This window comes from Brevibacterium yomogidense (assembly GCF_016107685.1).
Classification (GTDB): domain Bacteria; phylum Actinomycetota; class Actinomycetes; order Actinomycetales; family Brevibacteriaceae; genus Brevibacterium; species Brevibacterium yomogidense.
In genome coordinates, this window is record NZ_JABASY010000001.1 from 432,560 (window position 1) to 445,487 (window position 12,928).

General features: G+C 69.7%; 9 protein-coding genes and 1 pseudogene. 6 read left to right on the forward strand and 4 right to left on the reverse strand.

Going from position 1 to position 12,928, the window contains the following annotated elements:
* Positions 1–156: 156 nt before the first annotated feature.
* From rraA to JFC09_RS16820, 3 genes are read left to right on the forward strand one after another with little or no spacing between them, the layout of a single operon-like run.
* Positions 157–636 carry a ribonuclease E activity regulator RraA gene (rraA, locus tag JFC09_RS01845; protein ID WP_198392271.1) on the forward strand — a complete coding sequence of 160 codons (480 nt, stop codon included), beginning with the start codon at positions 157–159 and terminating at the stop codon, positions 634–636.
* Positions 633–1,349 (forward strand): alpha/beta hydrolase, encoded by a 717-nt coding sequence (locus JFC09_RS01850; RefSeq protein ID WP_198392272.1) that lies wholly within the window; start codon positions 633–635, stop codon positions 1,347–1,349. The genes rraA and JFC09_RS01850 overlap by 4 nt, the downstream gene beginning before the upstream one ends.
* A complete protein-coding gene (locus JFC09_RS16820) occupies positions 1,346–4,366 on the forward strand; it encodes a DEAD/DEAH box helicase (protein ID WP_198392273.1) in 3,021 nt (1,006 codons plus the stop codon). Before JFC09_RS01850 ends, JFC09_RS16820 begins: the two co-directional genes overlap by 4 nt.
* Before the next feature lie 9 nt (positions 4,367–4,375).
* On the opposite strand, the gene JFC09_RS01860 is transcribed toward JFC09_RS16820, so the two are convergent.
* Positions 4,376–6,586, reverse strand: coding sequence for an NADH:flavin oxidoreductase (locus JFC09_RS01860; RefSeq protein WP_198392274.1), 2,211 nt, complete (start codon positions 6,584–6,586; stop codon positions 4,376–4,378).
* A gap of 171 nt (positions 6,587–6,757) precedes the next feature.
* On the opposite strand from JFC09_RS01860, the gene JFC09_RS01865 reads away from it, so the two are divergent.
* The 3 genes from JFC09_RS01865 to JFC09_RS01875 all read left to right on the forward strand — a co-directional run bounded on the left by JFC09_RS01865 (position 6,758) and on the right by JFC09_RS01875 (position 9,159).
* Positions 6,758–7,363 (forward strand): GntR family transcriptional regulator, encoded by a 606-nt coding sequence (locus JFC09_RS01865; protein WP_232483010.1) that lies wholly within the window; start codon positions 6,758–6,760, stop codon positions 7,361–7,363.
* Between the two features lie 75 nt (positions 7,364–7,438).
* Positions 7,439–8,710: an aconitase X gene (locus tag JFC09_RS01870; protein ID WP_198392276.1), complete on the forward strand. Its 1,272-nt coding sequence runs from the start codon at positions 7,439–7,441 to the stop codon at positions 8,708–8,710.
* A complete protein-coding gene (locus JFC09_RS01875; RefSeq protein WP_198392277.1) occupies positions 8,707–9,159 on the forward strand; it encodes an aconitase X swivel domain-containing protein in 453 nt (150 codons plus the stop codon). The genes JFC09_RS01870 and JFC09_RS01875 overlap by 4 nt, the downstream gene beginning before the upstream one ends.
* A 34-nt stretch (positions 9,160–9,193) precedes the next feature.
* Here JFC09_RS01875 and JFC09_RS16265 read toward each other — a convergent pair.
* The 3 genes and pseudogenes from JFC09_RS16265 to JFC09_RS01890 all read right to left on the reverse strand — a co-directional run.
* Positions 9,194–9,443, reverse strand: a pseudogene (locus JFC09_RS16265) (aldehyde dehydrogenase family protein); the annotation flags it as partial.
* 220 nt (positions 9,444–9,663) lie between these two features.
* Positions 9,664–11,103 (reverse strand): aspartate aminotransferase family protein, encoded by a 1,440-nt coding sequence (locus tag JFC09_RS01885; RefSeq protein ID WP_198392278.1) that lies wholly within the window; start codon positions 11,101–11,103, stop codon positions 9,664–9,666.
* Between the two features lie 32 nt (positions 11,104–11,135).
* On the reverse strand, positions 11,136–12,629 hold the full coding sequence (locus JFC09_RS01890; RefSeq protein WP_198392279.1) for a CoA-acylating methylmalonate-semialdehyde dehydrogenase: 1,494 nt from the start codon (positions 12,627–12,629) through the stop codon (positions 11,136–11,138).
* Positions 12,630–12,928: the final 299 nt, after the last annotated feature.

Genomic DNA, 12,928 nt, shown 5'->3' on the forward strand with positions numbered 1-12,928 from the left:
GTTCGACTCCTCCGGGGAGAGGGCTTCCACACCACCATATAGTTAAAGCCTGAACCATCAAGGGGTGCTCGAGGTCTTCCACCGCTCCCGCCATCGTCGCACGTTCCACCATGACCGGGGTCACGTCCGGCCGGGTCCTGTCTGTACCCTGCAGACATGGAGAACCGACAGGACATCGCGACGGCAGACCTCTACGACGAACGCGGCGACACCCTGGATTCCTGCGCCCAGCAGTTCCACGACGTGGGCGGACGCACGACGTTCGCGGGCCCCATCCGCACGGTCCGGTGCCTGCGCGACAACGCCCTCATCAAGGCGCTCCTCGCCACGCCGGGCGACGGCGCCGTGCTCGTCATCGACGGCCGGGGGTCGCTCGAGTCCGCGCTCATGGGAGACATGATCGCGGCCTCGGCGGTGGAGAACGGATGGGCGGGCGTCGTCATCCACGGGGCCGTCCGGGACCGGGCGGCACTGCGCGGCCTCGACCTCGGCGTGAAGGCGCTGGGCTCCAATCCGCGGAAGTCCGCGAAGGACGGCACCGGTGAGCAGGACGTCCCCGTCGAGTTCGGCGGGGTGACCTTCACTCCGGGCAGGATGCTGTGGGCCGACGACGACGGGATCCTGGTCGAACCGTGAGTTCAGAGGACCTCACAGCCGTCTTCGTCCCAGGCACACATGTGAGTCCCGACTCCTTCGGCGATGTCCCGGTGCCCGCACGGTGCACCGGGATCGGAGCCGCGTGGATGGAGCACGCGCGCCCGTGCACGCTGCTGAACGCGGCGCAGTACGCGGTGGACCTGGCGCAGGGGGAGCCGTGCGTGGTCGTGGGGCATTCGACCGGCGGTGCGATCGCGGCGACCGCGGCATTCGCGTTCCCCGACCAGGTGCGGGGGCTGCTTCTGATCGATTCCGGCCCGGACATGCGGGGTCACACGGCAGTCGCATCGATGCTCGAGGAGCTGAGCGACCCGGTGCAGGACGAGGTGCTCATCCGGCACGCGCGACGGAACGTGCCCGCGGGCAGTCCGGAGGCGTGGATCGACGCGATGGTCGACTACGCCCGGCGCGTGGGCGGTGACGTGGCGGCCGAGGTGCTCGCGGACCAGGCGGCGACGGACCTGCGGACCCACGGCACTCTGCCGCGGCTCCCCGTCGAGGTGTTCCACGGCGGCCTGGACCCCAAGCGGTCGCCGGACGACGCCGCCGCGTGGCGCGACGTGTTCCCCCGCGCACGGGTGGTCGTCGACGAGGCGGTGGGCCACACCCCGCAGCTGGAGGCCCCGCTCGCGGTCGGGGCGGCACTGGACCGGCTCATCGAGCGGGTGCGGTCGGCCGGGCTGCCCGGGTGAGCAACGGAGACGCAGGGGCACCCCGCGAGCCCGACGCGCCCCGCGACCCCGAATGGAAGCGGCTGCTGACCCCTGTGGTCCGGTCCGCGCTGCAGGGACAGGAGACCACGCGGTACGCCCTGTCCTTCGAGCTCTTCGCGGACGAGGCCCGTGGCTGGTTCTACTCCTCCACGCTGGAACCGCTGGAGCGCGGGCGGCTCGAGGCGGGCGATGCCTGGTTCGTGGGCGTGCGTCCGATGGAGGAGGGCAACCGGCCCGGCACCTACCGTCGCGGCGGTCTCACGTGGCGCTCCTTCGCCCAGCGGGGACGGGGCCCCGATGAACCGGTGCGGGCGCTCCTCGACCAGATCCATCGCCTGTCCCGCGACGACCGGAACCTCAATCCCGGCGACGCGGGCGTCCTGCGGCTGGACCGCTATCCCAGCCCGCTGCTGTGGACACTGCTGGAGCGTCTCACCACCGCCGGGGTCGCCCTGGTGGGCGGCGGCCTCCTCACCGGCGTGACCCTGGGGGCCGAGGCGCTCAAGCGGTTCGACCTGCGCCGCGACCGCCGGGGCCGCGTCCACGTCGAACCGGAGGTCGCGGTCGACGGCAGACGGGCCGACTCCTTCAGTCTCATCGGGTCCCACGGCTTCGCCGCTCTGCACGGGGACCTGTCGACCCCCGGCGCGGCGCTGGAGCTCACCCTCGCGCCCCTCGACCGACCCATCGCGCCGCACGAGGTCGACCTCATGCGCAGGCGCGACCCCCTCGTCGTCGACGCACGCGACGAAGCCGAATTCACGGACGAGTTCTTCCCCGTCCTCCGCTCCGTTGCGCCCGTCACCAGCGATGACGCGACGGTGGAGCTGCCGGAGGCGCAGCCGCCCCGTCTGTGCCTGCTCGTCGTGTTCGGCGCGGACGACGACGCGGAGCTCCACTGGTCGTGGCAGTACTCCGGGCCGCGCCGCGAGCTGCCGGTCCTCCCAGCCGGCGCGACGAGTCGGACCGATGACAGCGGGCTGCGGGGACGGGACACCGTCGCCGAGGCCGCAGTCCGTGACCGTGTCGCTCCCGTCTGGCCCGGGGCCGGCACGAAGGAGCGGGAGGATCTCGCGGGTGTGGACACGGCGGAGTTCACCGTCCGCGTGCTCCCGCACCTGGAGGCGATGGACTGCATCCACGTCGAGGTGAGCGGTGCGCGGCCGGACTACCGCGAGCTCACGGAACCGCCCACCGTCACGGTGACGAGTGAGGAGACGGAGTCCCGCGACTGGTTCGACCTGGGATTCCAGGTGACGGTCGCCGGCCGGACCGTCCCGTTCGCGAACGTGTTCAAGGCGATCGCGCAGGGGCGGAAGAAGATCCTCCTGCCGGACAAGTCGTACCTGTCGCTCGACCACCCCGCCTTCGACCGGCTCAAAGAGCTCATCGCGCGTGCGGAGGAGGTGGGGGAGTGGGACCCGCAGGCTCCGAAGATCTCACGCTTCCAGGTGAGCCTCTGGGAGGACTTCGTCGACGTCGCGGACGAATCCGAGGCGGCCGTCACCTGGCGGCAGACGGTGGGTGCGCTGCGGGACCTCGAGGACATCCCCCGTCCGGACCCGCCCGCCGGCCTCACCGCCCAGCTGCGCGGCTACCAGGAGGAGGGCTACGCGTGGCTCAGCTTCCTCCACGACCACGGGCTGGGCGGGATCCTCGCCGACGACATGGGACTGGGCAAGACCGTCCAGACCCTCGCGCTCATGGTGCGGGCGCGCGAGCAGGAACCTTCTGCCCCGTTCCTGGTCGTCGCTCCGTCGTCCGTCGTGGGGGTGTGGAAGGCGGAGGCCGCGCGGTTCGCCCCGGGCCTGAACGTGCGCGTCATCGACGCGACCCGCGCGAAGAGGGCGACGGCACTCGCGGACGAGGTGCAGGGGGCCGATGTCGTCGTGACCTCATACGCGCTGCTCCGGCTCGACGCGGACGACTACGCCGGGCTTCGCTGGGCGGGGCTGGTCGTCGACGAAGCGCAGTTCGCGAAGAACCGGACGACACTCGTCTACGACGCGCTCGCCCGCCTCCGCGCACCGTTCCGCCTGGCGATCACGGGGACACCCGTGGAGAACTCGCTCGATGATCTGTGGGCGCTCCTGTCGCTCACCGCACCCGGGCTCTTCCCCTCCCCGGTCGCGTTCCGGGAGAACTTCACGAAGCCCATCGCACGGGGTGTCGCGCCCCACCGGCTGGAGCTGCTCAAGCGGCGGATCCGCCCCTTCGTGCTGCGCCGGACGAAGGAGCAGGTGGTCGAGGAGCTGCCGCCCAAGCAGGAGCAGATCCGCACGGTCGACCTGCTGCCGGAGCACCGGAAGGTGTACGACGCGGTCCTGCAGCGGGAGCGCAAGAAGGTGCTGGGCCTGCTGGACGACGTGCGCACGCCGGGCATGGACCGTGGCAGGTTCATCGTCTTCCGGTCCCTCACGCTGCTGCGGATGCTGGCGCTCGACCCCGCGATCGTCGACGACGACCAGCATGCCGGGGTCATGTCCTCGAAGCTGCACGCGCTCATGGAGGACCTCGACCGCGTGCTCGGGGACGATCACCGTGTGCTGGTGTTCAGCCAGTTCACGTCGTTCCTCGACCGGATCGGTGAGGCACTCACGGACAGGGGGATCGGCCACGTCCGGCTCGACGGGTCGACGCGGAACCGGGACGACGTCGTCTCCCGCTTCCGGAACGGCGGGGCCGGAGTGTTCCTCCTGAGCCTCAAGGCCGGCGGCTTCGGGCTCACGCTCACGGAGGCGGACTACGTCTTCCTCGTGGACCCCTGGTGGAACCCCGCGGCGGAGACGCAGGCGATCGACCGCGTCCACCGGATCGGCCAGGACTCGTCCGTCATGGTCTACCGGATGGTCGCCGCCGGCACGATCGAGGAGAAGGTGCTAGATCTGCAGCGGAAGAAGACCGTGCTCACGGACGCGCTCTGGGGCGACGGGGAGGACGGCGCGTTCTCCGCGGCGCTCACCGCGGACGACGTGCGCGACCTCCTGGAGGGGTGACAGGGCAGCTCAGACCAGCAGGCCGATCCGCAGAGCGTCGAGGATCGCGGCGTGGACGTTGCGGCTGGTCGTCGCGTCGCCCACACGGAACAGCGCGTACCCGTCGCGCAGCTCAGGAGCCTCTGCGCGCTCGCCCTCCACCAGCGTGAGCACCGAACCTCCCGCAGCCTCTGGCCCGGCAGCAGCAGCCTCCGACCCTGCAACCGCAGCGGCAGTGGCCTCCTGGGGCCCCGCTGTGCCCACTGTGTCCTGCCGCGCAGACGCCCCGCTGAGCTCCCCGACCCGCAGAGCGCCCAGCGGGTCGACGAACGCGTCGTGATCGATCGCACCGTGGTTGCGGGAACCGTCGCGCAGTCCCCAGTACAGCTCGTCGTTGGGGGTCGTCCCGTGATCGACGACCACCGCGTCGACCTCCAGGACCGCGTCCGTGTCCGCGTACTCGCTGCGCAGCGTCGCCTGCAGGCCGCTGTCCGTCTCCTCGACCGCGAGGAGCCGCTCCGTCAGACGGGTCTGCACACCGTGCTCCGCCATCACCGTGAGATACGCAGGCGAATTCATCGAACCCACGTCCACCGCGAGGGTGCGCTCCGGCGTCGCGTAGACGACCTCGGCACCACCCCTCACCAGGCGTTCCACCGCGTCGACCGCCGGGTAGAATCCGTGGTCGTCGTACACGAGGACCCGCTGACCCGCCGTGACCGGTGATGTCATGACGTCCCACACGTCGAGCACGTGCTCGCTGCCCTCACAGATCTCCGTATCCGGCATGCCACCCGTGGCGACGATGACGACGTCCGGCGCGTACGACAGCACCGTCTCCTCGTCGGCGAGGACGTTGAACCGCACGTCGACCCCGTTCTTGCGGACCTGCTGCAGCCGCCAGTCGACGATCCCGATGAGGTCCCGCCGCCGGTCCGACCGGGCCGCGATCGCGACCTGACCCCCGTGGGTGTCCGAGGCCTCGAGCAGGGTGACGTCGTGACCGCGCACGCCGCACACGCGGGCGGCCTCGAGACCGGCAGGGCCGGCGCCCACGACGACGACCCGCCGCGACCTCGGCGCCGGTCCCAGCGAGCGGACGCTCTGCGGCAGCGTCGCCTCCCTGCCGGTCGCGGGATTGTGGATGCAGTGGGCGGACCCGGACACGTAGATCGCGTCCAGGCAGGCGTTCGCACCCACGCAGGGGCGGATGTCGTCCTCCCGCCCCTCGGCCATCTTCTTCACGAGATACGGGTCTGCGATCTGGGCGCGGGTCATGCCGATGAGGTCGACACAGCCGTCGTCGACGGCGTATCGGGCGGTGGGGACGTCCGCGATGCGGGTGGCGTGGAGGACGGGGATCGACACCTCCGACCGCACCTTCCGGCACAGCTCGAGGAACGGTGCGGACGGCGTGCCCATGCCGGGGATCGACTGCGCCAGCGCCCGATCGGACTCGATCCGCCCACCGGTGATGGAGACGAATGCGACGCCGTGCTCCACGTACTCCTGCAGGATCGCGATCGCATCATCGGAGGAGAGCCCGTCCTCCCGCAGCTGGTCCATGCTCATGCGCACGCCTACCACGAAGTCCTCGGGCACCGCCGCCCGCACCGCGTCGATGAGGCGCAGTGGGAAGCGCAGACGGTTCTCGAGCGACCCGCCGTACTCGTCGTCGCGGTGGTTGAGCCACGGGGAGACGAACGCGTCCATGAGGTGGCCCCAGTGCTGGAGCTCCAGGCCGTCCAGACCGGCGTCGGCGACCCTGCGGGCGGCGTCCGCGTAGTCGGCGATGATGCGGTCGATGTCCCAGTCCTCCGCCTCCTTCGCGAAGGAGCGGTGGGCAGGCTCCCGGTAGCGGCTGGAGGACACGAGTGGCAGCCAGTCGCCCGTGAAGTTCGACGACCGGGCGCCCAGGTGGGTCACCTGGATCATCACCTTCGTGTCGAGGGCGTGGACCTCGTCGGACAGTTTCCGCAGCCAGGGGACGACGTCGTCCGTGCTCAGGTCGATGTTGCCGAACGCGGCGGGGGAGTCGCGGGCGACGATCGCGGATCCGCCGATCATCGTGAGTCCCAGCCCGCCCTTCGCCTTCTCCACGTGGTAGCGGCGGTACCGGTCCGCGGGCATGCCGTCGTCGGTGTACGCCGGTTCGTGCGACGTCGACACGATCCTGTTGCGCAGCCGCAGGGGACCGATCGAGAACGGCGTGAGCAGCGGGTCCGAGGCGGGGGATGTCATGAGGGGGAACCTCCAGCGCATCGCGTGTCCGGCTCGCGGCGTTGCGAGACGGGTGATCGGTAATCGATTACCGAGTACATGTACTGTAGTGACACGGACCACACGAGCGCAAGGGGTGCGGATCAGCGCATCCCGGTGCAGGACGATGACCTGACGAGGAGGAGGTGGCGCATGTCGCTGCGGGAGCAGGCCCTCGAGGAGATCCGCTCGGCCATCAGCGTGGGTGACCTGGGGGAGGACCGGATCTTCTCCGCCGCGGGACTCGCGAAGACGCTGGGCATGTCGCTCAGCCCGGTGCGGGAGGCGATGATGTCGCTCGTCGCAGAGGGCACGGTCGAGGCGGTCCCCAACCGCGGATACAGGCTGGTCCCCGTCGCGCGGGCAGACCTCGACGAGATCCTGCGCCTCCGCCTCATCCTCGCGGAGCCTGCCGTGCAGGCGCTCTGCGCCTCCCGGGATCCCGCGACCGTGGCGGACCTCCGCACCGCCGCAGACGATGCCGTCACCGCCGCCGAGGCCGCAGACCGGAAGGGCTTCTTCGCTGCGGACCGCAGATTCCACTACCTCGTCCTCAGCAGGGGGCTGGGCGGCCGTGCCGCCTCGATCGGCCTGCGGCTGCGCGACCAGAGCCGGGTCGCCCACGACGAGGAGAAGCCGCAGCAGGCGGATCAGGAGAGTGCCGTGCAGCTGCACCGGCTCATCGACCTCATCGCGGAGGGGGATGCCGCGGGAGCGGTGGAACTCGTCGATGACAACCTGCGGTACTTCCTGAAATGACGGGCGCGGCCATGACGGTGCGCGGAGACCAGGACGGGTGCGGACCATGGCGGTCCGTGCACAGGGGAGGGTGACATGTCGATGATGCCGGTGCCGCCGCTGCACCTCACGGAGGAGCAGGAAGCGCAGCTGAAGGGTGCACACGGACCGGCGGTCGCGATGGCGATGCGTGTGGTCGTCGGGATCGCGCAGGTCAAGGGCGCGACGAGACTCATCGACGTGGAGGGTGTGCACATCGATTCATGTCTGTTCCACGGGCAGAGCGGCATCGACTTCGTGGGGAAGCTGGTGGACGCGGGGGCGCGGGTCCGGGTGCCGACGACGACGAACGTGGGTTCGGTGAACCTCCTCCACCCCGAGCTTCCCGCCCGCACCCCGGACATTGAGGCCGACGGCACGGAGCTCATGCGGCTCTACGGTGAGCTGGGGGTCGAGCAGACCTGGACGTGCGCGCCGTACCAGCTGCCGGATCGACCCGGCTTCGGTGCGCATGTCGCGTGGGCGGAGTCGAACGCGATCGTGTTCGCCAACTCCGTGCTGGGGGCGCGCACCGACAGGTACGGGGACTTCCTCGACGTCTGTGCCGCCATCACCGGTTGCGCCCCGCTCGCCGGGCTGCACCTCGACGAGGAGCGGCGCGCCACCCACCACATCGACGTGACCAGCATCTCGATCGACGGGGAGCACGTCTACCCGCTGCTGGGCTACCTCGTGGGGCAGGTCGTGGGGACTGGTGTTCCTGTGCTGACCGGCCTGGCGGGGGAGCCGACAGAGGACGACCTCAGAGCGCTGGGCGCCGCTGCGGCCTGCTCCGGCGGGGTGGCCCTCTTCCACATCGAGGGCGTGACGCCCGAATGCGGCCAGCTCAGCGACGTCTGCGACCCGACGCTCATCCCGACGACGGTGCTCACGGCCGATGACCTGACCCGTGCCCAGGACGAGCTGACGACTGCGACGCCCCACGCCTCCGTCGATGCGATCTGTCTGGGGACTCCGCACGCGTCATTGGCACAGCTGCGGCGGGTCGCCCACCTGCTGCGGCACCACGACCGGACTCCCCGGATCCCGATCTGGGTGAACACCGGCCGGTTCACGGCGGACGCGCTCGCCGTCGACCACCCTGAGGACCACGCGGCGCTCGTATACGCGGGCGTCCGTGTCGTCACGGACACCTGCACCTATCTGCTGCCGCGCCTGCACGACGACTGGCGGACCGTCATGACCGATTCCGCGAAGTGGGCGTATTACGGGCCGGCGAACGTGGGAGCACAGGTCGTCTTCGCGTCCCTCGAGCAGTGCGTGACGGCAGCGATGGCCGGCGGCGCCGGTGACGGGGGGCTCCGATGACCGGCGACCAGACGGACCTCGTCGTCGCGCGAGTGCTGCATCCCGGATCCGGGTCGGGCCGCACGTTTTCGATCGCACCGGTGTCCTTCTGGGGAGGGGTGGACGCGGACGGGACCGTGGCGGACGTCCACCATCCGGCGCACGGGGAGTCGTTGACGGGCAGGGCACTCGTCCTCGAGACGTCGAAGGGATCGTCGTCAGGATCGAGCGTGCTGGCCGAACTCATCGTGACCGGCCAGGCGCCGGCGCTCATCGTGGTGAGCGAACCGGACGCCGTCATCGTGTCCGGCTGTCTCGCGGCAGCGGAGATCTCCGGGATCCGACTGCCGGTCGTGCAGGTGACCCGCGGGGATCTCGTGCGACTGGGTGAGACGCGCGCACTCACCGTCGACTGCGCGGAGACGCCGATCGGGCAGCTCACGCGTGTGGGGGCCGACAGGTCCCCCTGAGGGGCCGCCCGTTGGGTCTGCTGCTGAGCCGGTCTCAGCCCTCCACGGTGAAGATGAGGTCGTGCCACTCCTTGTGGGGGTGCGGCGGTGTTCTCCATGAGCACGTGCTTGATCTGGGTGTACTCGTCCAGCGAGTACTGCGACATGTCGTTGCCGAACCCGGAGGCCTTGTAGCCGCCGTGGGGCATCTCGCTGATGATCGGGATGTGGTCGTTGATCCACACGCAGCCGGCCTGGATCTCTCGTGACGCACGCTGCGCGCGGAAGACCGAGTTCGTCCACGCGCACCCACGCCCCCACACACGCTGAAGGGGGACCGGCGCGATGGCCGATCCCCCTTCGACGCCGCGCCGCGCTCAGGCGGTGCGGGGCCCGCCACCGCACGGAGCACGCGCCTGAGTCGGAGCACGCACACCGGGCGGGAACGGGACATCTGTGGTGGGGGCGGGAGCGGCGGTGGCGGACGTTCGACCCTGCCTCACGCCAGTCGCGCCCCCATGACGGTCACTCCACGTACGTGTCCGCGATGTCCAGTGCGCGGTCGATGACGTCGAGGCCCGCCAGCACGTCCTCGTCGGAGATGTTGAGCGGCGGGACGACGTGGATGCGGTTGAAGTTGGCGAACGGGAGGACGCCGCCCTCCTTGATCGCACCGAGCACGCGGTTGAGGGCCTCGGACGAGCCGCCGTACGGTGCGAGCGGCTCCTTCGTCTCCCTGTTCTTCACGAGCTCGATCGCCCAGAAGCAGCCCAGCCCGCGCACGTCGCCCACGGACGGGTGCTTGGCCTTGATCTCCTCGAGGCGCGGGCCGATGACGTCGGTGCCCAGGCGCTTCGCGTTCTCCACCATGCCCTCGTCGCGCATCGCGCCGATCGTCGCGACCGCCGCAGCGCACGCCAGCGGATGGCCGGAGTAGGTGAGGCCGCCGGGGAACTGCCGGTCGACGAACGTCTGGTAGATCGGCTCGGAGATGATGACGCCGCCCAGGGGCACGTAGCCGGAGTTCACGCCCTTCGCGAAGGTGATGAGGTCCGGGGTGATGCCCCAGTTGTCGATGGCGAGCCATTCGCCGGTGCGGCCGAACCCGGCCATCACCTCGTCCGTGATGAACATGATGCCGTGCTGCTTCGTGAGCTCCCGCACGCCCTCGAGGTACCCGGCCGGCGGCGCGTAGATCCCCGCGGTGCCCGGGACGGTCTCGAGGATGAGCGCAGCGATGTTCTGCGCGCCCTCGAGCAGGATCATGTCCTCGAGGTGGCGCAGCGCCCGCTCCGTCTCCTCCGCCTCGGTCGTCGACCCGAAGTGCGACCGGTAGGTGTAGGCCGGCATGAAGTGGACGACGCCGTCGCCGGGCGTGTCGTTGGGGAACCGCCGGGGGTCTCCGGTCACGTTGACCGCGAGGTTCGTGCCGCCGTGATAGCTGCGGTAGGCGGACAGCACCTTCGCTCGTCCCGTGTGGAGGCGGGCCATGCGGATCGCGTGCTCGTTCGCATCGGCGCCGCCGTTCGTGAAGAACACGTGCTCCATGCCTTCGGGGGCGATCTCCGCGATGAGGCGGGCTGCTTCCGAGCGTGCGTCGTTGACGTGCTGCGGCGCGATCGTGCAGATGTCCGCCGCCTGCTCCTGGATGGCACGGATGACGGCCGGGTGCTGGTGGCCGATGTTCGTGTTGACGAGCTGCGAGGAGAGGTCGAGCATCTCCTTGCCCTCGCCGTCCCAGATCCGGGATCCCTCCGCCTTGACGATCGTCATGGGGGAGAAGGGGCCCTGTGCCTGCCACGAGTGGAACACGTGCTTGCGGTCCAGTTCGTGGGCCGTCCGGCCACGGGCCAGCATGTCCTCCGTCACCTGCGGTGAGGTGGAGTCCGTCGCCGAGGCGGCTGCGGCCTGCGCGGTCGTGTCACCGGCGACTGCGGCCGGGTTGGTCCTGTCTGTGATGGTCATCGTCGACTCCTTGATGTGAGGTGTGGGAAGAGTCAGCTGTTGGTGGGGAACCCGAGGTTGATGCCGCCGTGGCTGGGGTCCAGCCAGCGCTTCGTGACGACCTTGCCGCGGGTGTAGAAGTGGACGCCTTCCGCACCGTAGGCGTGGGTGTCGCCGAACAGCGAGTTCTTCCAGCCGCCGAAGCTGAAGTAGGACATGGGGACGGGGATCGGCACGTTGACGCCGATCATGCCGACCTGGACCTCGTTCTCGAACTTGCGGGCTGCGCCGCCGTCGTTGGTGAAGATGGCGACGCCGTTGCCGTACGGGTTCGCGTTGATGAGGTCGAGGCCCTCGTCGTACGACGGCACGCGGACCACGCAGAGGACGGGGCCGAAGATCTCGTCGGTGTAGATCGACATGTCCCGGGTGACCCGGTCGAAGAGTGTCGGGTTGAGGAACGCCGCGTCGCTGTCTGCGTCCGGGCTGGTGGTGCGGCCGTCGAGGACGAGTTCCGCACCGGCCTCGATGCCGGCGTCGATGTAGCCTGCGACCTTGTCGCGGTGGGCCACGGTGATGAGCGGGCCCATGTCCGATTCGCGCGTGCCGTCGCCGATCTTCAGGCCCTTCGTGCGCTCCGCGATCTTCGCGACCAGCTCATCCGCGATCGAATCGACGGCGACGACGACGGAGATCGCCATGCAGCGTTCGCCCGCAGCGCCGTAGCCGGCGTTGACGGCGGAGTCCGCCGTGATGTCGAGGTCCGCATCGGGGAGGACCAGCATGTGGTTCTTCGCCCCGCCCAGTGCCTGGACGCGCTTGCCATGGGCGCTCGCCGTCTCGTAGATGTACTTCGCGATGGGGGTGGATCCCACGAAGGACACAGCGTCGACCTGCTCGTCCGTCAGCAGCGTGTCGACTGCTTCCTTGTCGCCGTGGATGACGTTGAAGACGCCGTCCGGCAGACCCGCTTCCTTCCAGAGCTCCGCCAGCCAGTTCGCGGCGGACGGGTCCTTCTCCGACGGCTTGAGGACGACCGTGTTGCCTGCGGCGATCGCGACGGGGAAGAACCACAGGGGCACCATCGCGGGGAAGTTGAAGGGGGAGATGATCGCGGCGACGCCCACCGGCTGGCGGACGGAGTGGACGTCCACTCCGGTCGACGCGTTCTCTGTGTGCCCTCCCTTGAGGAGGTAGGGCATGTTGCAGGCGAGTTCGACGACCTCGAGCCCGCGGCTCACCTCGCCCATCGCGTCGGACAGCACCTTGCCGTGCTCCGCCGTGATGATCGCGGCGAGTTCTTCCTTGCGCGCGTTGAGGAGCTCGCGGAAGTTGAAGAGGATCGATGTGCGCTTGGTGAGCGACGTGTCGCGCCAGGCGGGGAACGCGTCCGCGGCGGCCTTGATGCCCTCACGGGTGCGGTCGGCGGAGGCGAGCTCCACCTTGCCGGATGTCACGCCGGTCGCCGGGTTCACGATGTCGCCGAAGCGTGCGTCGTCCGATGCGCTGACTGTCTGTCCGTTGATCCAGTGCTGAATGGTGTTCACGGTGACTCCCTCCGAAGCGAGTGATCTTCTGCTGCGTTGCGAATGATCGGGTGATGCTGGGTGATGCGGTGCAACTGGTGCTGTGCGATGTGTGCGGCACCCGGAGCGAGGAGTGGGGTTTTCATCGAAGAAGGGGGCCGCTGTGTTCTGCCGGTGGGCGGTGTCGCCTGCCGACGTGGTGTCGACGAACGACACCGTTCGCGCGACAACACCTCTATTATGTGCGTTTCCCTCGCCGCGGACCAGGTGCAGAGTGTCAACTTCATGCGAGCGAACATGACGGTCTGTAACATTGTGGA